The organism is Mesorhizobium sp. B2-4-3 (assembly GCF_006442815.1).
Taxonomy (GTDB): Bacteria; Pseudomonadota; Alphaproteobacteria; order Rhizobiales; family Rhizobiaceae; genus Mesorhizobium.
Window position 1 is genome coordinate 56288 of the sequence record NZ_VFVL01000005.1, and the last position, 22142, is coordinate 78429.

A 22142-nucleotide genomic window follows, 5' to 3' on the forward strand; every position below is an offset into this window, starting at 1 on the left:
GCTTAAAGATAATTGCAGATGCATATGTTTTCGTCTAGTAGGTATATTAAGGGCCGCAACGAGCCTTGAAGGTCACGAACAAGAGGGAACAAAAACCATGGACACGCAGAAACTCCTCGGCGAGGTCGCCGGCCAGTTGCTCTCGGGCGCCATCAAGGTGGTCGACCTGACGGCGCCGCTCGGTCCCGATACGCCGCTGATCAAGCTGCCGCCGGAGCTCGCCGTCGACACGCCGAAGGTCGAGATCCACGAGATCTCTAAATATGACAAGAACGGCCCTTGGTGGGCCTGGAACTGGCTGAAGCTCGGCGAGCATTCGGGCACGCATTTCGACGCGCCGCAGCACTGGATCTCCGGCAAGGACTATCCGGACGGCGCCACCGACACCATTCCGGCGCAGAATTTCATCGGCCCGGTCAACGTCATCGACTGCTCCAAGGAGTCGGCGGCCGACCACGACTTCCTGCTCACCGTCGACCATATCAAGGCCTGGGAAGAAAAGCACGGCGCCATCAATCCGGGCGAGTGGGTGGTGATGCGCACCGACTGGTACAAGCGCAACGGCTCCGAGGCCGAGTTCCTCAATGCCAACGAGACCGGCCCGCACACGCCCGGCCCGACGGCGGAAGCCATCCAGTTCCTGATAGCCAAGGACATCAAGGGCTGGGGCTCCGAGACGATCGGCACAGATGCCGGCAAAGCAGGAGGAATGGAGCCGCCATTTCCGGCGCACACGCTGATGCACAAGGCCAATCGCTATGGGCTGGCCAGCCTCTGCAACCTCGACCAGCTGCCGCCGAAGGGCGCGATCCTGATCGCCGCCCCGCTCAAGATCGAGCGCGGCACCGGCAGCCCGATCCGCGCATTGGCGCTGGTGCCGGGCAAATAGGCGAGGTGGCGGTCTTCGGGAGAAGATCATGCTTGCGGGCGAAACTCTGATGACGAAGTTGGGGCGACCATCCCGTGGCGTCAGCGCTCTACGGCGCCCCCCTCTGTCCTGCCGGACATCTCCCCCACAAGGGGGGAGATTGGGTGTTTCGGCGCCCCGCTCAATCCTGCACCGTGGACAGTTGGCGAAAGCCGCGATGACGGCTGATCTCCCCCCTCGTGGGGGAGATGTCCGGCAGGACAGAGGGGGGCGCGAAGGAACTCAACATCGCGCGATTGAACTCCCAAGAACGGGGAGTCCCCAATGACCGCCCCCGATCACATCATCGTCGGCAGCGGCATCAACGCCCTGGTCTGCGCGGCGATGCTTGGCGCCAAGGGCGCGAGCGTGCTCGTGCTCGAGCGCAACGACCGCATCGGCGGCTGCGTGCGCACCGAGGAGATCACGGCTCCCGGTTTCGTCCATGACGTGATGGCCACGACCTTCGTCCTGTTCATCACCTCGCCGGCCTTTGCCGCGCTCGGCAAGGACCTTGCGCGGCATGGGCTGGAGTTCTGCCACACCGCCACGCCGACAGGCGTGCTCACGCCCGACGGCAGCCATGCCGTGCTCACCACCGACCGCGCCGCCAACATCGCGGCGCTGAACCGGATCGCGCCTGGTGACGGCGACCGCCACGGCACCGATGTCGGCGGCATCGAGCGCAATGCCGGACTGCTCTTCGGCCTGCTCGGCGGCGCGCTCTGGTCCTATCCGACGACGAAGCTCATCGCCGGCGAAGCCTGGCGGCGCGGTCCGCGCGACCTTGCCGCCTTCATGGGCGGGGCGATGGTGCCCGCGCGGGGCTGGTTGGAAACGACTTACACATCCGATGTCGTCCGCGCGCTCTGGGCGCCCTGGGTGCTGCATGCCGGGCTCGGACCGGAAGACGCCTTCTCCGGCCAGATCGCCAAGGTCATCGCCTTCGCGCTGGAGGCGGCCGGCGCGCCGATCGTCAAGGGCGGCGCGAAAAACCTGCTCGTCGCCTTCGAGGCGCTGATCAGGGAACGCGGCGGCGAAATCCGCGTCAACGCCGACGTCGCCTCGATCGTCCAGACAGGCGGCCGCGCCAGCGGCGTCCGGCTCGCCTCCGGCGAAACCCTGAGCGCCGCGAAGAGCGTCATCTGCTCGGTCACGCCGACGCAGCTCTATGGCCGTCTGCTCGGAGGGGATGCCCCAAAGCGCGACGTCGAAGCGACGCGCGTTTATCGCTACGGCAAGGGCAACTTCCAGATCCACTACGCGTTGGACAAGACGCCGGCCTGGCGCGGCGAAGGCCTCGACAAGGTGGCGCTGCTGCATCTGACGCCGGGGCTCGACGGCGTGTCGAAAGCCTGCAACGAAGCGGTGCGCGGCCTGCTGCCGGAGGTGCCGACGATCTGCGTCGGCCAGCCGCATGCGCTCGATCCATCGCGCTGCCCTCAGGGCAAGGCGATCCTGTGGCTGCAACTGCCGGAGGCGCCGCGCCACATCAAGGGCGATGCCGCCGGCAAGCTCGATGTCCCGGCCGACGGCCGTTGGACCGAGGCGTTGCGCGAGGCCTATGCCGACCGCGTCGAGGCGATCCTCGCCAACCACATCGACGGTTTCCGCGAGACGGTCATTGCCCGCCGCGCCTATTCGCCAGCCGATCTCGAGGCGATGAACGTCAATCTGGTCGGCGGCGATCCCTATGGCGGCTCGTCGACCATCGACCAGTCCTTCCTGTGGCGGCCGTTCAAGGGCAGCCGCAACCATGAGACCGGCATCAAGGGCCTCTACCATATCGGCGCCTCGACCCATCCGGGCGCAGGCCTCGGCGGCGGCTCCGGTTTTCTGCTGGCGGGGAGGCTGTGATGGAACAGAAGCTTCCGGAAAAGCGCCAGCGCATCTCGACCCTCGGCCAGATCGGCCTGCAGCAATTCGCGCCCTATCTGATGAACCGCATCATGGGCCGCTACAACGCCACGCTGCGCGACGACTTCCGCAAGCAGGGCCTGACCATCCCGCAGGTGCGTACGCTGGCCGTGCTGTCGGTCGCCGACGGCGTCACCGTCAACGACCTCTCGGTCTACACGGTGATCGAGCAGTCGACCTTGAGCCGCACGCTCGACACGCTGGAAGGCCAGGGCCTGGTGCGGCGCGAGCAGGGCGTCAGCGACAGCCGCTTCCGCCATGTGTTCCTGACCGATGACGGACGCACGCTCTTCACGCGCGCCTGGCCGGCCATGCACGACGCCTTCGAGGCGATGTTCGACGGTGTCGACGACGCCGAATATGCCGCGCTGATCGCGACGCTGCAGAAAATGCTGAACAACATCCGCAAGCACGAGATCTGATATACGCGCCGCCGCTTGGCGGCAACGGAAGGAGGCGGAGATGGCCGAACGGTCTTTTGCCAAGGAAGTCGAAAAGCTGAGGTTAGGGGCCGGCGAGGAATTCGCGGGCGAGGGCATCCTCGCCATCACCAAGGCGCTCTTGCAATGCGGCGTCGGCTATGTCGGGGGCTACCAGGGCGCGCCGATCAGTCATCTGATGGATGTGCTGGCCGACGCGCAGGATATCTTGGGCGAGCTCGGCGTGCATTTCGAGGCGAGCGCTTCCGAGGCGACAGCCACCGCCATGCTTGCGGCTTCAGTGCATTACCCGATCCGAGGGGCGGCGACCTTCAAGTCGACCGTCGGCACCAATGTCGCTTCGGATGCGCTCGCCAATCTGGCGTCCGGCGGCGTCACCGGCGGCGCGCTGATCATCGTCGGCGAGGACTATGGCGAGGGCTCCTCGATCATGCAGGAGCGCAGCCACGCTTTCGCCATGAAGAGCCAGGTCTGGCTGCTCGACCCGCGCCCGAACCTGCCCTCGATCGTCAAGGCGGTCGAGGATGGCTTCGAGCTGTCGGAGGTCTCGAACACGCCGGTTATGCTGCAGGTGCGCATCCGCTGCTGCCACGTGCACGGCCACTTCACCGCCAAGGACAACCAGCGCCCGCCGATGTCGGTCGCCGATGCGCTGTCGGCGCCGCGGCGCGACACCGGCCGCATCGTGCTGCCGCCTGCTTCCTTCCTGCATGAGAAGGAAAAGGTCGCCAAGCGCTGGCCGGCGGCGGTCGATTTCATCAAGAGCCGCAAGATCAACGAGACGTTCGGGCCGGACCACGGTTCGGTCGGCATCGTCATGCAGGGCGGCATGTATAATTCGGTCATCCGCGCGCTGCAGCGGCTCGGCCTTGCCGACACCTATGGCGAGACCGACGTGCCGCTCTATGTGCTCAACGCCGTCTACCCGCTGGTCGACGACGAGTTCCTCGCCTTCTGCGAAGGCAAGCAGGCGGTGCTGGTCGTCGAGGAAGGTCAGCCCAACTACATCGAGCAGGCCTTCGCCGCGATGCTGCACAAGGCCGGCCGCGGCACCAAGCTGGTCGGCAAGGAGCATCTGCCGATGGCCGGCGAATATACCGGGCAGGTCATGCTCGACGGCATCGGCTCCTTCCTGCGGGCGCACGCCCCGCATCTGCTGCCGGGCGAGGTGCGCGCGCCGAACAAGCTGGGCGAGGGCGTCGATACGGCCGATCTCATCAATGTCGTTCCGGGCCGCCCGCCGGGCTTCTGCATAGGCTGCCCGGAGCGGCCGATCTTCGCCGCGACCAAATTGGTCGAGCAGGAACTCGGCAAGCACCACATCGCCTCCGACATCGGCTGCCATCTGTTCTCCATCATGCCGCCCTTTGATCTCGGCGCCACCACCATGGGCTATGGGCTGGGGCCGGCCTCGGTTTCCGCCTTCAATTCGCCGGACGCAAAACGCCGCTCGATCTCCTTCGTCGGCGACGGCGGCTTCTGGCACAACGGCCTGACCTCCTCGATCGGCAACGCCGTCTTCAACCGGAATGACGGCGTCATCGTCATCGTCGACAACTTCTACTCGGCCGCCACCGGCGGCCAGGACATCCTGTCCTCGCGCGCCTCGAACCGCACCAAGTCGACCAAGCATCCGATCGACGAAGCGGTGAAGGGCATGGGCGTCAAATGGCTGCGCCACATCGATCGCACCTATGATGTCGGCAAGATGCAAGCCGCGCTGCGCGAGGCGCTGACCACCGAGGAGAAGGGGCCGAAGATCATCGTCGCCTCGTCCGAATGCATGCTCAACCGTCAGCGCCGCGAGAAGCCGCTGGTCGACAAGGCGATCAAGGGCGGCGAGCGCGTGGTGAAGCCGAAATTCGGCGTCGACGAGGACATCTGCACCGGCGACCATGCCTGCATGCGGCTGTCCGGCTGCCCGTCGCTGTCGGTGAAGTCGCTCGACGATCCACTGCGCGACGATCCGGTCGCATCGATCGACCAGAACTGCGTCGGCTGCGGCAATTGCGGCGAGGTGGCGGACGCCGCCGTGCTTTGCCCGTCCTTCTACCGCGCCGACGTCGTCCACAATCCGGGCCGCTGGGACCGTTTCCTGGAAGGCGCGCGCCGTGCCGCGATCGGCCTTCTGCAGCGCCGCCGCGAGAGCCGCCGCTTGACGTTCGCCGATGCTTGACCAGGCTTCTCCCCTGCGCCCGAAGGCGGGCGCCTCTGACGACGCGCAGGTGATAAAGATCGCCGTGCTCGCGGTCGGCGGCCAGGGCGGCGGCGTGCTTGCCGACTGGATCACCGACGTCGCCGAGCGCAACGGCTATGTCGCGCAATCGACCTCCGTCGCCGGCGTCGCCCAGCGCACCGGCGCCACGATCTATTACATCGAGATGGCCCGCGACACCGGCCGGCTGCCGGTCTTCGCGCTGTCGCCTTCGCAGGGTGACGTCGACATATTGATCGCCGCCGAGCTGATGGAAGCCGGCCGCGCCATCATCCGCGGTTTCGTCACGCCCGAGCGCACGACGCTGATCACCTCCTCGCACCGCATCGCCGCCGTCTCGGAGAAGATCGAGCCGGGCGACGGCCGCGCCTCGTCGGAGAAGGTGCACACGACGGCGCAAGCCGCGGCCAAGCGCTTCATCGCCTTCGACATGGAGAAGATCGCCGCCGACAACGGCACCATGATCTCGGCCAGCCTGCTCGGCGCGCTGGCCGGTTCCGACGCGCTGCCCTTCACTCGCGAGACTTACGAGCAGGCGATCGGCGCCGGCGGCCGTGGCGTCAAGCCAAGCCTCGCCGCCTTCGGTGCGGCTTGCGACCGCGCGCGTGGGATCGCGGCAGCGCCGGCGACGGCAGCGGAGAAACCGGCTGTCGCGGGAAGCAAACCCGCGCCAAAAGTCAGTGGCCCCGAAACGCTGTTGAAAGGCTGGCAAGAGCTTGCCGGCCGCGTCGCGGCGCTGCCGGAACCGTTGCGCGACATGGCCGAACGCGGGCTGAAGAAGGTCGTCGATTACCAGGACATCGCCTATGGCGGCGAGTATCTCGACCGGCTGGACAGGGCGGTGGCGCTGGACAATGCGGAGCGCGGCTACGCGCTGTCGATCGCCGCGGCAAAGCATCTCGCCAACGCCATGTGTTACGACGACATGATCCGCGTCGCCGATTTGAAGACGCGCTCGACACGCGACAAGCGCGTGCGCAAGGAGGTAGGCGTCAAGGAAGGCTCGGTCCTGCAGGTCACCGAATATTTCCATCCGCGCATCGAGGAGTTCTGCGGCACGCTGCCGGTGGGGCTGGGCAGCTACATCGAAAGCCGCCCGAAGCTTGCCGCCTTCCTCGACCGCCGCATCAACCGCGGCCGCCACATCCGCACCGACAGCTTCACCGGCTTCGCCATGCTGTGGTTCGTCGGCGGCCTGCGCCGCTGGCGCCGCCGCCTGCTGCGCCACAGGGTAGAGGTCGAGCATCTGGAGCGCTGGTACGGCCTGGCGCTCGGCTATGTACCCCTGGACTACGCTTTGGCCACCGAAATCCTGAACTGCCGCCGGCTGATCAAGGGCTACAGCGATACCCACGCCCGCGCCCAGTCGAAATTCGACCGTGTGCTCTCGGCACTGCCCATGCTGAAGGGCAGGGATGATGCCGCCGACTGGATCCGCCGCCTGCGCGAGGCGGCGCTGAAGGATGAGAAGGGCGACATGCTGGACGGCGCGCTGAAGACGGTGGCGACGCTGGGCGGATAGCCCGGCTCTGCAGACGCTCAGGTTGCTGCTGGCTATTCGGCCGCTTCCCGTCCAGAGACCTGCTCGACGAGGATCCGGAAAAAGACATGCGGCAGGCTATCTGAAAGAGGAGGCGTAACAGGCTTGAGCGCCCCGGGCTCCCACCAGTCGGTGTGCTTGCTCAGCAGCGCCCATGCATGGTCGCGCTGGACCTTGTGGCCGACCCGGTCGGGCAGTTCCTCATAACGGCCTTCGACGATCACGCTTCGCCAGCCGCGCCCCTGCGTGTGTTCTCCCACCTGCGCGCACACCAGGGGATTCTCCTGCATCCAGTCGACCTTCTTGCCCAGCAGGGAAAAAGCGTAGAGGTGGCTGTCGGCATAGGCGTAGTTGAAGGGCACGACATAGGGCTGTCCGTCCTTCGCGCAGGCCAGATGTCCGGTGCGATTGGCCGCCAGAAATTTTGTGCATTCCAGGGCGGAGAGCGTGCGGATCATCATCGGTGCGGTCTCCCGTTTTTTACCGGCCTTCGGCCTTAACGATCTCCGTCGATCGATTTCTCATGGACCTTAGTGCAGGACACGTCCCGGCTCATTGATATGGATCAATTCGTTATCGGGCGAAGTCCGCGGCCTGCCATGCGTGCCAAGCCGCACCGATCGAGCTGTGGCGAACCGGTCTAACGAAGATGTGATCGGTACTGCTCCGACGGAATTCGGCCATGTCCTCCGTTTCACGGCGGTAGGGATGAATTACGGAGAGAAAGCATGTTTACAAAATACTTACTGCCCGTTGCCTTGGCCGCCGGTACATTGGTGTTGTCCGGCGCCGGCTCCGAGGCTATGCCGATGGCCAAGCCCAATGCTGCGCCGCTGCCGGTCGAGACCGTCGGCTGGCGCTGCGGTCCCGGCTGGCACGTGAGCCGCTGGGGCAGATGCGTGCCGAACGGCCGGGTGATCATCCGCCCGATGCACGTACGCCATTGGCACCCCGGCTTCTGGTTTCACGGCCGCTGGCACCCCGGTTTCTGGAGATGATGGCCCGTCGAGGGGATCGACGCCCGCGCTGGAGACGGCGCGGGCGTTTTTTTGTTGAGTTTCCCGCGCAAGGGGTCAGACAGGATCACAGAGAGACGCTGGCGGGACAGCGCCCCCCTCTGTCCTGCCGGACATCTCCCCCACGAGGGGGGAGATCAGACGTTACGCCGGCTTTCGCCGGTCGCCGGCGTCGTACCGTTTTTCAACATCGCAGAAATTGGCACGGCGCCGGAGCTGCCAATCTCCCCCCAAGTGGGGGAGATGTCCGGCAGGACAGAGGGGGGCGCGAAGGATCGCGACTTATCTCACCTTCCGCCCCCGATCCTTGCACGATCGGCCTATCACTGACGAGCATACTCACGACTCACGCCACCAAATCCCGCATCGGCTTCACCGCCGCCGAATCCGGAAACACCTTGTCGCCAAGCACCGCCGCCGACAGCCCGAACTGGTCCGCCAACAGGCCCTTCAGCACAGCGCGCACATCGCTGGTCGGCGCCAGGTCGCGCTGTTCGTAGAGCTGCGCCGGCTTCAGCCCCGGCCAGTCGGCGATGACGCGGCCGCCCTTGATCGCGCCGCCGGCGAGCAGCGCCACAGTGCCTGTGCCGTGGTCGGTGCCGACCGTGCCGTTGATGCGGGCCGTGCGGCCGAACTCGGTGATCGCGACGACCGCCGTGTCCTGCCAGCGTTCGCCGAGCCCCTTCTCGAATTCCTCGAAGGCGCCGTCGAGGCCGCCGAGCAGATTGGCGAGCCGGCCGGTGGCGCCGCCTTCGTTGACATGCGTGTCCCAGCCGTCGAAGGCGAGCGCGGCGATGCGCGGCCCATCATCGGCCGCCATCAGCCTCGCTGCGCCCTGCGCCGACTGCCGCATACCGGCAGCGTTGTCGAGGCCGCCTTTCGGCTTCATCGTCTTGCCGTCAAGCACGTCGCCCATCGCCATCCGATCGGCGTCGAGCCCTTTCTGCAGCGCCGCCGCCAGCACAGGATCGCGGTGGTTGTAGAGGTCGAGCACGCGCTCCGCCAGCGCATCGCCGGGCGTCGGCAAGGCCTGCGGCGCCCAGCCGAGCACGGGTGCTGCGCCGCGGATCACCAGCGGCGTCGACGGCCCGACGGCCAACCCGCCGAGCTTCGCCACGCGTTCGCCCGCCGGCAGGCTGGCCAAAGCTCGGTTGAGCCAGCCGGTAGTGGCGTTGCCGGGGCCGGGCAAGCCGCTTTCCAGCACGTCCTGGCCGTCGAAATGCGAGCGGTCGCGGTAGCCGGTCGCGGCCGCGTGCACCACCGCCGCCTGGCCTGCCTTGAACAGGCGCGCAAACACCGGCATTGCCGGGTTGACGGCGAAGAAACCATCGAGCGGCAATGCCGGGTTGGCGCCTGAGAGCGAAAGCGCGATATCGCCATGCAGGCCGGCATAGTCCGGATCGCCGACCGGTCCGACCGTCGACAGCCCGTCCAGCGCGCCGCGCAGCACGATGACGATCAGGCGCGGGTCGCGATTGTCGGCCGCGCGGGCAAAGCGCGGCAGATAGGCCCAGGCAAACAGCGCGCCGCCGGTCATCAAGACGGCACGGCGGGACAGGTTGGGAGTTTCGCAGAGAAGGCTCACGGGTTCATCTCCATTGCTAGGTCACCGGCGCTGGAATTCGGGCGCCATCAACAGCAGCGCCAGGCCCTGCTGCTTGGACTCCGCGCGTGAAATCGCCTGCCGTGTCTCGGCCGAGACGGAGGTGCCGATCAGCGACGCCAGCGTCTCGTCGGGATCGCCGATGTCGTCCGCCTGCTTCGCGGCCTGCCAGGCGATGTCCAGCCGCGTCTTGAGGCCTTCGGCGGAAGCCCATGCATCCGTCCGGTCGGGAAAGCCGTTCGGCCCCGGCGGTCGCCATAGCGGCTCGCCGAGCACGCTGAGCCAGCGAAGCGATCGTTGCGGTTCGTTGCCGGCGGTAGTGCCGACCGCCCGCCGCAGCGCGACGACATAGTCCAATGGCGAACGCAGCTTCGTGAGCGGCACCGACCAGGCTTCGGACATGTCGATCAGCGTCAATGCGATCGAGCGCAGGTCGCCATCGGTCTTGGTGAAGACCGTGGCCAGGCGGGCGACAGCCGCCGGCGGCGGATCGTCCGCGATGAAATGGCCCGCAAGCTTGGTGGCGATGTGCCGCGCGGTGGCCGGATGACGGGCAATGTCGTTGAGCGCCGCCTCCGCCTGGCCCATGCCGCCGTCGGGATAGGTCTTGCAGAGCAGCACCGCCTTGCCCGGCTGATGCGCATTGGCGTTGAAGACGAAGCTTCCCGGCTCTCCCAATCGCCCCTCGCGTCCGGCCATCGTCCAGCCGGTCAGCATGCCGGCGAAGCTGGTGACGTCGGCTTGGGCATAGCCGCTGCCGACGCCCAGTGTGTGCAATTCCAGGATCTCGCGGGCGAGGTTCTCGTTGAGGCCGCGTCCACGTCGCTTGCCGGCTCGGGAATCGGGGCCAATGGACTGCTGGTTGTCGAGATAGAACAGCATGGCCGGGTGGTGCTCGACGGCCAAAAGCATGTCGGCGAAGCGGCCGAGCACGAAGGGGCGGATCGCCTCGCGCTCGAAGGCGCCGGCGCATGCCCGCACGACCGGTGCCTTGGCGACGGAGACGCAGAAATGGCTCGACCAGAAGCCGACCAGCCTCTCGACGAAGCCCGGTGTCGCGGCGAGCGCCTTGTCGAAACGGGCCTGCGCCTCGTCGCGGTAGATATCGGCCTCGACACGCGGCACTGCGGGTTTGGCTTTTGTCCCGATCGAGCCGGCCGGGTCTTCCGCGGCCATCGGCTGCATGGCGGCCGCCGCCTTCTCATCTCGCGCCGCCTTGCGTTCCATGGCTGCCGCCATGCTGGCCTGGATAGCCGCGGTGCTGTCCAGCAGCCCGGCATTCCGCGGATCGTCGGGGGGAATAAGCGCGATGTCCTGCTGCTTGAGCTCGGCCTTGAGGTAGCCGCGCGGATCGGCGGCGATCTTGCCGAAATCGTCACCGGGTTTTGCGCCGAGGCCGAACCGGTTGAGCGCGACCAGGGCGGGGTCCGGCGAGAAGGAATTTGCAAACGGTGCGGCCAACAAAGCCTCCGTTGGACCCGACGCCGATCACGTCGGTTTCATGGATCATAAGGGATCCTCACGACGCCGGCCGCAGCACCGGCGTCATGAGTGGGCCGTCACCAGCGGCGCCAGTGGTGCCAGCGATGGTAGGGATGCCAGACCGGGCCGATATAGACGCGCGGTCCGCTCCAGTAATAATAACCAGGATAGATCACGCGGCGGTTGGGCACGCAGCGGCCCCAGTGGTTGGGATGCCAGCCCGGACCGCAGCCCCAGGCGACATGCTCGATCACCGCCGGTGGGGTGACCGGCGCGATCGGCATCGCCGAGGCAGCGCTTGCGGCGGCCGTTCCGCCGATGGCGAGCGCGGCCGCGATCGAATATTTTGTCAGACTGTTCATGGGATACTCCCGAAGGTTTCGAGGTTGAAGAGAACCTGCCCGCCGCAAAGGCGGTCGCAGGCCTGTCCCTCTTTTCCTTGAACGGGGCGTGTCCGCTCTTTCCGTCGCCGCCTATGGCGATTTTTTTGCCGGCGGCTGCCTGCCGGCACGCCGAAGCAAGGCGTCGGCCAGAAGCTGACGGTCTTCCGACGAGCCCGATGCGGCGAACTCGATGATGCGTTGCTCGAGCCGGGTGCGCACGGTGACATCGGCATTGCGCGCGCGCTCCAGGGCGGCGGCAAGCGCATTGGTGTCGAGAGTTGGCTGTTGCAGGAGGTTCGCCGCCTCGCGCCGCGCGGCCTGGCCGTCGAGGATCACGTCCCGCGACTCCCGGCGCACCTCGCGCAATGCCTGGCGGAAGACCTTGCGGTCGGCGGCCGGCAGCCTGCCGCCGGCCGATTCCAGCGAATAGCCCGGATTGGACTTGCCGATCAGCCAGCCCGCTCCGCCCGCGAGCGCGCCGATCAGAAAAACATTCAGCACCAGCGATGCCGCAACAAGACGGGGGCTCATAGGTCTTCCTCGTAAGGATCGGCGTCGGGACCGGCATCGCCGAACGACGTCGCGTTGGCATCCATGACATAATGGTCGGGCTGCATGTCGGGGTTGACGATGGTCACCAGCGCCAGGCCGGCCACGGCGCCGGCCAGGCCGACACCGGCAAGCCCGAAGCCCAGCCACCAGAACCGGCGGCGGCGTTCCTGCCTGACCTCGGTCGCGGCTTGGGCGACGATCGCGCGATGCAGTGCCGGGCTGGGTGCTTCGACGCGATGCCGGTCGAGCATGGCGTCGAGCCTGCCGGCGCGCGCCAGGATGGCTCGGCCCTCCTTGGTGTCGGCAAACAGCATCGCTGCCGCTTGTTCGGCCGGCGGCCAGCGGTGCAATGCGCCGCCATAGGTATCCGCCAGCGCGGCGAAGCGCCCGGCATCCATTGGCCCGTCTGCGGTCCTCTCAGCCATCTCGTTCCCCCTTCCACCGTTTTGACGTGGCCCCCCACGCCGCAGTCCTCAGAAGTCGCAGTCCCTGCGAGATCTCAGTCATCGCCATCTCCCGCAAGCATGGCCTGCAACGAGCGACGACCCCGCGCGAGCAGGCTTTCCAGCGCATCGACGCTGACCTGCATGGCGCCGGCGGCCTCGATGTTGGACAGCTCCTGATAATACACCAGCACGATCGCCTCGCGCTGGCGCGGCGCGATACGCTGCAGCGCTTGGTTGACCCTGCGCTCTTCGTCGCCCGGCATTGCATCGGGAAGCGGCGCTTCATCGGCCACCTCCGGCAGCTCGTCCGTCGTCCATTCGCGCCGGCGCCGCAGCCGGTCGTAGCAGAGATTGAGCGCGACGCGATGGATCCAGGTGTCGAAGCGCGCCTGCCCGTGGCGCCAGCCGGAGGCGTTGCGCCAGATGCGCACGAAAGTCTCCTGGGCGACGTCCTCGGCCTCCGCCGCGTCGCCGAGCATCCGGGCGGCCACGGCCAGGATGCGCGGCAGCTTGCGCGCCACCATCGCCTGCACGGCGGCGGGGTCGCCGGCGCCGATGCGGCGTACCAGCTCCTCGTCCGGATCGGCGCCCATCACGTCGGGCGCTCGCGACTGTCATTGTGCGGCATAACCTCTTGGTCATTGCTCCTGATTGGGAGCGGTTTTATGGCCCGGCCTCTCGTCGGCGCTAAGCACGCCGTCGCTATTCTTGTCGAGCCTGGCGAAGCGCTTGGCGAGGAAGGCGTCAAGCTCGCCCTTGTCGACGAAGCCGTCCTTGTTGGTGTCGATGCGCGCGAAGGATTTGGCTGGATCGCCCTTGGCCTTGCGCTCGGTCTGGAAAGCGGTCCATTCGGCGAGGCTGACCTTGCCGTCATTGTCCGTATCGGCCCGCATGAACGCCTTTTCCCGGCGCGCCTCGAACTTTTCCAGTGTCAGGCCGGACTTGGTTTGGTCAGACTTGGTGGCCGGAGCCGAGGTGCTCGGCGCCGTCTGGGCCGGGGCAGGGGGCGGCGTCGTTGTCTGGGCGACCGCGGCCGCGGTCTGCAAGCCAAGGGCAACGACAAATATCGTTTGGCGGATCATGCTCTCGTCTCCGGTTGGGCGCGGCCATTGGCGGCCACGCTTCAGCCGTTAAACGCGAGGCAAAGCAAAATCCGTCGGTCCTTTTTCGACCGGACAAAAAGTCCCCGGGATCCGGCCCGACCGGACCGGATCGTCCCTGAAGGACCGAAAGCGACGACTATCTCGGGTGGTCGACGGCCACCAACTGGTCCGGCTTGAAGCCGGCATGCTGCGGGGTCCAGACGTCGCCTTCGCGGTTGAACCAGTGGCACAGATACGTGCCGGAAGCCGCACCGTCGCTGACGGTCATTTCCGGGCCTCCGGATTTCAGCCTGACGACGTCTCCGGTCTTGAAACTATTGGGCATTTCGACCTCCCATGCTGACCGGAGTTTCCCACCAACAGCGATTCCCGACAATGGCCGAGATGCGCCGATGACGTGGTGCAGGCGGGAAGGCGTGGAAAACTGGTGCCGCTAGCGTGATCCGCGAGGCAGCACTGTCATATCAAGGCTTTTGAGCTCCACTGATTGGCTGCCTTCTCCGCCCGGGAGGACGATCATGGACCTTTCTTCCGACAATTTGCGGCATGGGCGCACAGGTGGAAGCCCGGCTCGCTTTTTGTGGTTAGGATTTGAGGTCAGCAAGCCGGGCTATGCGCCGACCGATGGGCGGGGGGCTTGGGGTTATCAGCCGGCGCGATCGCGAGACTGTCTGATTTGCCTGCCAGCCCACAATCGACCGAGGTCCGTCCTGCCAAACGCATTGGTCCGAAAGGACCAAAGATATAGCCCCTTATTCCGTTGGGGCAGATTGCCTCCGCCGGTGACGTTTTGTCACCTGACCCCATTGCCTATGGTTCACGGGCAGACCGCTCAAGGCTCGGCCTCCGGTAACGGCTTGGTTCTCGTGGAGAAATTTTGGGGCCGCTTACGTGACTCGAACACGCGACCCCATCATTACGAATGATGTGCATTTTATGATTTTATTGAGTTTTCCCTTTAAAAAAGGCCGGAACAGAGCGAAAACATTCGATGGTTTCTGTACGGTTTCTGTGCGATGCGCATTCGTCCTGATGCCCGCTTCATGCAGGCGCTCGGGATCGTGCCTACCTGAAAATCGAACAGGATTGGGCGCCACCGCTCGGCCGCGAATGTGCCGACCAGCGATTGCAGTTCGTCGGCGGGCTCCTCGATGCCGATCGCGCGCAGCGCGGCGACGCCCGCGGCGATCGATACCGGCCCAGGGTTCTCGGTGAGCAGTTGCTCGAGCGCGGCAATGAGGTCAGACGCCTCATCGCCTTCTACGATAGCCTCAGTTGAGGTCATCACGCTCGGAGCGCTGGTAACCTCCAGCCACCGACTTCCTTTCCCGTAACATAGTGAGAATCACATTAACCGCCCCCATGAACTTTGCCTTTGGGCCAAACTCCGCTAGTCCCGCGTGTATCTCAGCGAGACTATTTACATGGTCGATCACGACCTGATCTTCGAATGAAAGAACTTTATGCGCATGGGCAAACTTGTTTCGCAACTTGCGCAGGCGGTGTAGTTCAGACCAGAGGGCGGAATCAATGATACCCATGGATTTTGCTAGGTCTATCTTTGCGCTAAAGGTCGCTAGAGGTGCCGATCCTTTGAAAAGAGATCTATCTAAGTGCCTATCCATGCCCGGCATATGACCGAATATCAGCTCAGTTAATTCGTTATCCACCAACTGAACGTACACTAAAGCCACAGCGTGCGGCCCCTGGCTCATCACGGCGTCTGTCATTTGGTTAAAAATGCCAATGATTGTTGCCTGTTGCTTTTGAATGTTCGTGATTTCAACTGCTATCGCGGCTTTCGACTTCTTAAAAAAATCAAGTTTCTCTTCTATGGTTGCGTCTTTGGGGGGGTGAAGCGATATCGCCGCAATCCTCTCTTCAGTCGCCACTCGTGACTTCTCGAGCATGGCTCGTAACTCTTCTGAGTTCACTGACGATTTCTCCCAAGATCACGCCTCGACGAACCTATAACATCTAAACTCATTCCCGTCTGTGGTGCTCGGCGTGTCGTCATGCCGGATCCTCGCGCCAGATCGGCACTCGGTTGATCTTGATCGCCACCAGGCGGCGGATGCGCAGCCCGACGGCTTCCCGGCCGGTCGGCGCGAATGCCTAGACGTCCAGCCGTCCATGATCGCGGCCGTTCTCGCACTTCATTCGCTCCATGAGTGAGTCGACATCGACGTCTCCGAAAATCTGGATCAGATCGGAGGGCTGGTAGCAGTGCTGGCGCTTACAATAGCGGCACCGGATGCGCACCAGGCGCATGGTGTCGTTAAGCGCGGACAGCGGGTAATCGCGTCGCTTCGGGCTATAGGTCTCCGGCATGAGAACGAAATGAGAACAAATTCCTTGCCCGTCAAGCCGGTTTGTGGAATCTTTTCACCAGAGCTGCGTACCGGCGCATCCCCCGACGAAGTTTCCGGCCGAGCCCCGAGTCGCGCTTTGTAGCGATAGTTTTATTGTGCAGCACCGTTGCGAAAGAGCCCAGCCGAGCTAGGATTGTCCGGCGCGGGGGGAGATGTGAATGGAACGCAGTGAAGCATGGTTTATTGCGATTGTAGCGGCGGTGATGGGTTTCATTCTTGGCAGTGCCTGGTCGGACGTCACTCATCACTCAAGCAAAGGCTGGCTCTATGACTATCAGACGCTAATTGCCGGCTTTGCTGCGGTCGCTGCGGGTTTTGTAACCGTCAATGCGATGACAAAGTCAGATGAACGGCAAAAGGAATTGACCTTACGGGGAGCAAAACTCTTAGCAATGAGGGCAGCTGTCGTGTCCCGTTATTTCTACAACCTCATCGTTGAGTTCTCGGATTCGTCAAAAGTATTTCGTGACAGGTACGATGTTCCATCTCCTCCAATGTTTAGCGCTCAAGACGTGGCAAAGGTCAGAGCTTTTCAATCCCGGTTGACCACTGGTTTGAGTTTCGAGTCCATAGCTTCGGCTGTCCCGATTTTTCCGCCCACCATGGCAGCCCGATACGAAATTCTGAAGTCTGTAAAGGAAAAATCTGACATACTTACTAAGCTCTTCGAGTCCATCATAAAGACAAAGGCGACAGTGCCGGCGGAGGCGATAAAAAAGGCGGCCATTAATTTCGCCGAGACCATTGAGTTTTCTGCACCTCACATTACGTTATTTGCAAAGGATTTGGAACAACTTGAGAGTAGTGTTAAATGACGCATGTAAATCTAACTTAGCGGTCGTGGCGATGTGCTTCGTCATAAAAATCCTGCAGCGAGGCGTGCCGCAGGTCTTCCTCCCCACGTAAGTGCTTCACTCGGCCGATCAATCCCGGCTTAACCCACTGCGTGGCCGGCCGCTTCATGCCCTTTGGCGCCGGCCCGGCATGCTCCTGGACGCGCTGCCAAAGCCGCTCGCGCATTTCGCGGTTCAAGGTGATGAAAGCCGACCCCACATAGCGCCCTGTGCCGCGCTCTGCCATCAAGGCAAAGGCCGGCTTGCCGGGCTCGCGCTCGACGCCAAGCAGCTCATACTCGTCGATGCTGTAGCATTTCGCCTTCTGCCAATTGGTCGAGGGGCCGCTTCGATAAACGCTGTCCTTGCGCTTGGAAACCACGCCCTCAAGCCCGGCCCGGTCAACAAGATGAAAGATCGATCGAGCGTCGCCGGGTAGCGCTTGACTGAACTGGATGCGCTTCCCGGTCGGAATAATCGCCTCGAGGATCTCGCGCCGATCGGTCAGCGGCATGTCGAGCAAGTCGTGGCCGTTGAGATGGAGAAGGTCGAACGCGACAAAATAGAGGTCGTGCTGTCGGCGCGTGATCGCTTTGCGCAGCTCTGCGAAATCCGAAATGCCAGCGTCATTCAGGACGATGATCTCGCCGTCGATGATTGCGGTGTCGGCCTGCAGCTCACCGGCGGCCTTGGCGGGGTCGCGGTATTTCGACGTCCAGTCGAGGCCTCGCCGGGTGAAAATGCGTACGACCCGCCGCCGCCATTCGAAATGGTGCCGCTACATGGTCGGTATCAACCGCCACCTTGCCCGCTTCATATTGCTCGGGCTCTACACCGGATCGAGAAAGCAGGCGCTGCTTGGCGCACAGTGGATGGCCAACGTCTCGGGCGGCTGGATCGATCTGGGACGGGGTATCATCCACCGCAAGGCGGCAGAGCAGGAAGAGACGAAGAAGCGTCAGCCAGCTGCGAAGCTCGGGCGGCGCATCCTTGCGCACCTGCGGCGCTGGAAGCGGCTGGACGACGCCGCACGGGCCGAGGCGGCGGGCAAGCGACCGGCCGAGGAACAGCACTTGCCCCTGCCGCTTTTCCTCCATGTCGTTTCATGGCGTGGCGGCGGCGTCGGATCTGTGCGCACTGCCTGGGAGGCCGCCGTTGAACTGGCCTGACTCGACGACGAAGTGACGCCGCACGTTCTCAGGCACACGCGCGCCACGTGGATGATGCAGGCTGGCGTCGACAAATGGCAGGCGGCCGGCGCGCTCGGCATGTCGCTTCAAATGCTGGAAGAAAACTACGGCCACCATCATCCCGACTGGCAGCGCGAAGCGGCCGAGGTCTGACTATTTCCGCCCCTGCCGGAAATAGGCCACCGCTCTCGCGATCAGCGCCAACACAAAAAGAACCCCCACAAAGACTGTGAAGGGATAGCCGGAAGACCCGGTCGAGCACCCATCCGCTCCTAGACAATCAAACGCCGCCGCGAGATCGGTGCTTAGCAAGAGGGCAGTCATGCAGAAAAGCGAGATCTTCATGCCTTCCCCAAATCGACCGTTTCTGTGCGGTTTCTGTACAAATCGGCCAGGACGTTCGGCTAAGTGCTTGAATTTTTGGTGCCGCTTGCGTGACTCGAACACGCGACCCCATCATTACGAATGATGTGCTCTACCAACTGAGCTAAAGCGGCCCGGGAAGCGTCAGGCTTCCAGAATGGGCTGGGTGATAGACTCAACCGCTCGCTAATTCAAGATGGGCAGCGGTGAATTCCAGCCTCGTTGGCGGCAATTCCGATCTAGGGTTACCGCGCAACGGGCGCAGGCGCGGCCCGTGGCGGCGTGCGGGCCGCACGTCCTTCGCACTTGGCTGGCCGGCGCGACCGCGCCGGTGGTGACGAAAAATGTTGATTCTTAAACAAAAAATGCCGAAATGGCTTTGGCCGGCAAGGCAGCCGCTCGCCGTTGATCGATTGGTCGCCTGCGGCTGACGATCAGACAACCGTGAGCGAACGCGCAGAGGGAGCTCGCTTGGACCCCATCGAGAAAGCGATCCGCAATGCCTTCGAGAAAGGCAATGCCGAGGACCGGGCGTTCCGCGAGAAGGTCTATCGATCGGCCTTTGCCGCGCTCGACCGTGTCCTGCAGGCCAATCCGAACGTCACGGTCGAGGCCGCCATCAGCCGCCGCAAGGCGGTGCAGGCCAAGATCACCGAGATCGAATCGGAGTTCCTGCCGGCCGTGCCCGATGTGACGCTGCCGCCGGAAAACGTCGCCTCGGCCGGCAATGGCGCGCCGGATCCCCGCGTCGAAGCGCCGGCCGTGTCGGCCGCGCCGTCGGTCGACGCGCCGCTGCCGCCATCGCAATCCGCGGCCTCACCCTCGATCACCGTCGACGGCCCGGTGCAGCCCGATGCTTCGGACCAGCCGCGCTCACGCGTGCTGCCGCGCGTGCCCGACATCATGCCGGACGAGACGGCGCTTCCCGACGCGCCGTCGCTCGACGATTCGCCGGGCGCTCCCGTCGGCAACGGCGCTGAGGTCGCGCCCGACCGCGACGAGCGGCGCATCAGGGGGCGGCGCTTGCCGCTGACCGCGATCTTCGTCGTCGCGACGCTGTTCGCGGCCGCCGGCATCGGCCTCTATTTCGCCAAGCAGACCGGCGTCTTCAAGACGGCGGCCGAGCTCGACACCGGCCCGCCGGAACCGACGCCGACGCTGGACGACGAGGATTCCACGCCGCCGGCCGAACCCGGCTCGCCGCAGAAGCCGGGCGAGGCCGACCAGTCGAAGAACTGGATCAACGTCTTCTCGCCGGCCGATCCGACCCGTGTCAGCACGCCGTCCGACGCCGCCGCCGAGGTGATGAAGGACGACACCGGCCAGTTCCTGCGCATCCGCTCGGGCGCGTCGGGTTCGGCCATCGCCTTCGATGTCGGCCAGGGCGTGCTGGAGAAGCTTGCCGGCAAGCACGCTATGTTCGACATCGTCGCCCGCTCGGAAGAAGGCAAGGAGACGCAGATATCGGTCGATTGCAATTTCGGCGATTTCGGCGATTGCGGTCGCAAGCGCTACGCGGTCGGCCACGAGCGCAACGAATATCTGTTCGATGTGCAGTTCCCGGACAAGCATCCGGGCGCGGCCGGCACCATCGCCGTCAATTCCGATTTTGACCAGAAGGGCAAGTCGGTGGATATCTACGAGATCCGCGTCTCGATAGCGGAATAGTTGAGCAGGCAGATGGCCGATTGCCAAAGTCGGCGCTTTGGGCCGACTGGGGTCATGCTTTCTAGTGCCACTGCACAGGGATTTTGACCGGTCGGCTCTGTTTGCATTGGCAGGTGGCATGCGTTGGAGATTGGCCAAAACGCCCATCGCGATCGTCATTCTAGGGCGGAGCAGGAGCGAAGCTCCGTCGCGAAGACCCTGGAATCCATGCCGTTACCTTCGCCAAGGCGTGCAACGGAGCAGAATTCTGCACCGCGGCAACGCTTCCAAGTCACGGCATGGATTCTATGGTCTGCGCCGCGTCGCTGCGCTCCTTGCTCCGCCATAGAATGACGAGGTTGGGGCGGCTTCAACCAATCCCCGGCGTTTGCGCTGATTTCACGCAAATGAAAGGAAAATCTTGCACCAAGACAAAACGGCAACCTTCAAAATCCCTGTGTCAGGGAACTAGCCATCCAGCAACGCCTGCAGCGTCTCTATCCGATCGGCCTCCGCCGCCGGCTTGTCCCAGCGCAGCCGAGAGATGCGGGGAAAGCGCATCGCGACGCCCGATTTGTGGCGCGTCGAGCGGTTGAGGCCTTCGAACGCCACCTCCAGCACCAGGCCGTTCCCGCGGTCGGCGCGCACCGAGCGCACCGGCCCGAAACGCTCGATCGTGTTGTCGCGCACATATTTGTCGATCTCTCTCAACTCCTCGTCGGTGAAGCCGAAATAGGCTTTGCCGACCGGCACCAGCTCTTCCGAACCCTCGGGGCCGGACCAGACGCCGAACGTGTAGTCGGAATAAAAGCTCGAGCGCTTGCCGTGGCCGCGCTGCGCATACATCAGCACCGCGTCGATGGTGTGCGGGTCGCGCTTCCACTTGAACCAGGGCCCTTTCGGCCGGCCGGCGAGGTACGGCGAATCCCAGCGCTTCAGCATCACCCCTTCGATGATCGGATGCGGCGGCGCCTGGCGCAGCCGCTCCAGCGTCTCCCAGTCGGAGAACGCGACCAGCGGCGAGAGATCGAAGCGGCTCGGGTCGAGCGTCTTGACGAAAGCCTCGAGCCGCTTGCGGCGCTCGCCGAAGGGCAGCGCGCGCAGGTTCTCGCCGTCGATCTGCAGCGCGTCGTAGCAACGCATGAACGCCGGATATTGCTGCTGGATCTTCGGCGACACGCTCTTGCGGTTCAGCCGCTGCTGCAGGTCCGAAAACGTGCCCGTCGCCTCGCGCGGGTCGCCGACCAGCAGCTCGCCGTCCAGCGCCGCTTCGAAATTCATGGCCGCGGCGAGGTCCGGGAAGGCACCCGACACGTCGTCGCCGGTGCGCGAATAGAGCCTGCGGACGCCGCCTTCGCACACCGCCTGCACGCGGATGCCATCCCATTTCCATTCCGCCGCATAATCGGCCGGGTCGAGCTTTTCGAGATCGCCGTCGTCGACGGCATTGGAGAGCATCACCGGCCGGAACAGCGCGAGCGCGGCGCTCCTCGGCTTTTCCGCCCGGCCCTCCAGCCAGGCGAACAGTTCGGCGTAAGGCGGCGCCAGACCGTGCCAGAGCTCCTCGATCTCGGCGACGTCGACTTGGCCGAGGTCGGCCAGCGCCTGCTTGGCGAGCCGCGCCGACACGCCGATGCGCAAGCCGCCGGTGACCAGCTTGATAATGGCGAAGCGCGCCGAGATGCCGGCGTCGTCGAGCAGCCGCGCCAGCACCTTCGGTCCGTCGGAGCGGCTTGCCGCCTGCAATTTGCCGACCACTTCGGCAAGCGTCGGGTGATCGTTGGGGATATGTCCTTGCGGTTGCGGCCAGACCAAAGACACCGTCTCGGCGAGGTCGCCGACATAGTCGTAGGAGTAGCCGAACAGCACCGGATCCATGCGCTCGACCACCAGCGCGCGCAGCATCGCCGGCTTCACCGCCGCGATCGAGAGATCGCCCGTGATCGCCGCCAGCGCCAGCCCGCGATCGGGATCCTCGACGCCGCGGAAATAATCGGTGAGCAGCGTCAGCTTGCCGTTGCGCGACGGCGTCAGCACGAGACGGTCGAGGAGCTCGGCGAAGCGGTTCATGGGCGCCAAGCCAATTGCGAGAGCCGGCGCGAGGCCCCCCTCTCTGGCCTGCCGGCCATCTCC

The 22142-nt window shown here is 64.6% G+C and carries 23 protein-coding genes, 2 tRNA genes and 1 pseudogene; 10 read left to right on the forward strand and 16 right to left on the reverse strand.

All coding sequences use genetic code 11. The annotated features are described in order from the left end of the window. Positions 1-97 precede the first annotated feature (97 nt). The 5 genes from FJ956_RS07305 (at position 98) to FJ956_RS07330 (ending at position 7001) form a co-directional block, all read left to right on the forward strand. Positions 98-889 (forward strand): cyclase family protein, encoded by a 792-nt coding sequence (locus FJ956_RS07305; protein WP_140673076.1) that lies wholly within the window; start codon positions 98-100, stop codon positions 887-889. 303 nt (positions 890-1192) lie between these two features. Then, the gene (locus FJ956_RS07315; RefSeq protein WP_140673078.1) at positions 1193-2764 is read left to right on the forward strand and encodes an NAD(P)/FAD-dependent oxidoreductase; all 1572 of its coding nucleotides are present in this window, start codon (positions 1193-1195) and stop codon (positions 2762-2764) included. After that, positions 2764-3246, forward strand: a complete 483-nt coding sequence (locus FJ956_RS07320; protein ID WP_140673080.1) for a MarR family transcriptional regulator — start codon at positions 2764-2766, stop codon at positions 3244-3246. The genes FJ956_RS07315 and FJ956_RS07320 overlap by 1 nt, the downstream gene beginning before the upstream one ends. A 40-nt stretch (positions 3247-3286) precedes the next feature. After that, positions 3287-5440 carry an indolepyruvate ferredoxin oxidoreductase subunit alpha gene (locus FJ956_RS07325; protein ID WP_140673082.1) on the forward strand — a complete coding sequence of 718 codons (2154 nt, stop codon included), beginning with the start codon at positions 3287-3289 and terminating at the stop codon, positions 5438-5440. Then, on the forward strand, positions 5433-7001 hold the full coding sequence (locus tag FJ956_RS07330; protein ID WP_140673084.1) for an indolepyruvate oxidoreductase subunit beta family protein: 1569 nt from the start codon (positions 5433-5435) through the stop codon (positions 6999-7001). The genes FJ956_RS07325 and FJ956_RS07330 overlap by 8 nt, the downstream gene beginning before the upstream one ends. Before the next feature lie 32 nt (positions 7002-7033). Here FJ956_RS07330 and FJ956_RS07335 read toward each other — a convergent pair whose 3' ends face one another. Beyond that, complete coding sequence (locus FJ956_RS07335) at positions 7034-7480, reverse strand: pyridoxamine 5'-phosphate oxidase family protein (RefSeq protein WP_140673086.1); 447 nt, start codon at positions 7478-7480, stop codon at positions 7034-7036. A 267-nt stretch (positions 7481-7747) separates the two neighbouring features. Between FJ956_RS07335 and FJ956_RS07340 the strand changes: the two genes are divergently transcribed. After that, positions 7748-8017 carry a hypothetical protein gene (locus tag FJ956_RS07340; RefSeq protein WP_140673088.1) on the forward strand — a complete coding sequence of 90 codons (270 nt, stop codon included), beginning with the start codon at positions 7748-7750 and terminating at the stop codon, positions 8015-8017. A 364-nt stretch (positions 8018-8381) separates the two neighbouring features. Here FJ956_RS07340 and FJ956_RS07350 read toward each other — a convergent pair whose 3' ends face one another. The 11 genes from FJ956_RS07350 to FJ956_RS07395 form a co-directional block, all read right to left on the reverse strand. Then, positions 8382-9572: a DUF1501 domain-containing protein gene (locus FJ956_RS07350; protein ID WP_140673407.1), complete on the reverse strand. Its 1191-nt coding sequence runs from the start codon at positions 9570-9572 to the stop codon at positions 8382-8384. 69 nt (positions 9573-9641) lie between these two features. Further along, the gene (locus FJ956_RS07355; RefSeq protein ID WP_140673090.1) at positions 9642-11099 is read right to left on the reverse strand and encodes a DUF1800 family protein; all 1458 of its coding nucleotides are present in this window, start codon (positions 11097-11099) and stop codon (positions 9642-9644) included. A 98-nt stretch (positions 11100-11197) separates the two neighbouring features. Beyond that, entirely contained in the window at positions 11198-11482 is a 285-nt protein-coding gene (locus FJ956_RS07360) for a hypothetical protein (RefSeq protein WP_140673092.1), read from the reverse strand. 111 nt (positions 11483-11593) lie between these two features. Further along, the gene (locus FJ956_RS07365) at positions 11594-12034 is read right to left on the reverse strand and encodes a periplasmic heavy metal sensor (RefSeq protein ID WP_140673094.1); all 441 of its coding nucleotides are present in this window, start codon (positions 12032-12034) and stop codon (positions 11594-11596) included. Continuing rightward, positions 12031-12480 carry a hypothetical protein gene (locus FJ956_RS07370; RefSeq protein ID WP_140673096.1) on the reverse strand — a complete coding sequence of 150 codons (450 nt, stop codon included), beginning with the start codon at positions 12478-12480 and terminating at the stop codon, positions 12031-12033. Before FJ956_RS07370 ends, FJ956_RS07365 begins: the two co-directional genes overlap by 4 nt. A gap of 74 nt (positions 12481-12554) precedes the next feature. After that, positions 12555-13094: an RNA polymerase sigma factor gene (locus FJ956_RS07375; RefSeq protein WP_140673098.1), complete on the reverse strand. Its 540-nt coding sequence runs from the start codon at positions 13092-13094 to the stop codon at positions 12555-12557. Between the two features lie 45 nt (positions 13095-13139). Beyond that, complete coding sequence (locus FJ956_RS07380) at positions 13140-13583, reverse strand: acid-shock protein (protein ID WP_140673100.1); 444 nt, start codon at positions 13581-13583, stop codon at positions 13140-13142. A gap of 157 nt (positions 13584-13740) precedes the next feature. Continuing rightward, a complete protein-coding gene (locus tag FJ956_RS07385) occupies positions 13741-13929 on the reverse strand; it encodes a DUF2158 domain-containing protein (RefSeq protein ID WP_140673102.1) in 189 nt (62 codons plus the stop codon). Positions 13930-14482: 553 nt separating this feature from the next. Next, a tRNA-Ser gene (locus FJ956_RS30455) sits at positions 14483-14573 on the reverse strand. After that, the gene (locus tag FJ956_RS07390; protein ID WP_140673104.1) at positions 14563-14889 is read right to left on the reverse strand and encodes a hypothetical protein; all 327 of its coding nucleotides are present in this window, start codon (positions 14887-14889) and stop codon (positions 14563-14565) included. The genes FJ956_RS30455 and FJ956_RS07390 overlap by 11 nt, the downstream gene beginning before the upstream one ends. Beyond that, positions 14876-15538: an MltR family transcriptional regulator gene (locus FJ956_RS07395; RefSeq protein ID WP_140673106.1), complete on the reverse strand. Its 663-nt coding sequence runs from the start codon at positions 15536-15538 to the stop codon at positions 14876-14878. Before FJ956_RS07395 ends, FJ956_RS07390 begins: the two co-directional genes overlap by 14 nt. Before the next feature lie 596 nt (positions 15539-16134). On the opposite strand from FJ956_RS07395, the gene FJ956_RS07400 reads away from it, so the two are divergent. Then, on the forward strand, positions 16135-16791 hold the full coding sequence (locus FJ956_RS07400; protein ID WP_140673108.1) for a hypothetical protein: 657 nt from the start codon (positions 16135-16137) through the stop codon (positions 16789-16791). Between the two features lie 16 nt (positions 16792-16807). Here FJ956_RS07400 and FJ956_RS07405 read toward each other — a convergent pair. Next, positions 16808-17557 (reverse strand): annotated as a pseudogene (locus FJ956_RS07405) (ATP-dependent DNA ligase); the annotation flags it as partial. Positions 17558-17591: 34 nt separating this feature from the next. Here FJ956_RS07405 and FJ956_RS07410 point away from each other — a divergent pair. Next, complete coding sequence (locus tag FJ956_RS07410; protein ID WP_140673112.1) at positions 17592-17978, forward strand: hypothetical protein; 387 nt, start codon at positions 17592-17594, stop codon at positions 17976-17978. A 12-nt stretch (positions 17979-17990) separates the two neighbouring features. Further along, positions 17991-18152 carry a tyrosine-type recombinase/integrase gene (locus tag FJ956_RS07415; protein ID WP_140673114.1) on the forward strand — a complete coding sequence of 54 codons (162 nt, stop codon included), beginning with the start codon at positions 17991-17993 and terminating at the stop codon, positions 18150-18152. Here the strand turns inward: FJ956_RS07415 and FJ956_RS07420 are convergent, their stop codons facing one another. Both FJ956_RS07420 and FJ956_RS07425 read right to left on the reverse strand, forming a co-directional pair. Next, positions 18153-18344, reverse strand: a complete 192-nt coding sequence (locus FJ956_RS07420; RefSeq protein ID WP_140673116.1) for a hypothetical protein — start codon at positions 18342-18344, stop codon at positions 18153-18155. A gap of 76 nt (positions 18345-18420) precedes the next feature. Then, positions 18421-18496 (reverse strand) — tRNA-Thr (locus FJ956_RS07425). Positions 18497-18833: 337 nt separating this feature from the next. Between FJ956_RS07425 and FJ956_RS07430 the strand changes: the two genes are divergently transcribed. After that, positions 18834-20030, forward strand: coding sequence for a hypothetical protein (locus tag FJ956_RS07430; RefSeq protein WP_140673118.1), 1197 nt, complete (start codon positions 18834-18836; stop codon positions 20028-20030). A gap of 447 nt (positions 20031-20477) precedes the next feature. Here FJ956_RS07430 and FJ956_RS07435 read toward each other — a convergent pair whose 3' ends face one another. Continuing rightward, a complete protein-coding gene (locus FJ956_RS07435; RefSeq protein ID WP_140673120.1) occupies positions 20478-22079 on the reverse strand; it encodes a cisplatin damage response ATP-dependent DNA ligase in 1602 nt (533 codons plus the stop codon). Positions 22080-22142 lie beyond the last annotated feature (63 nt).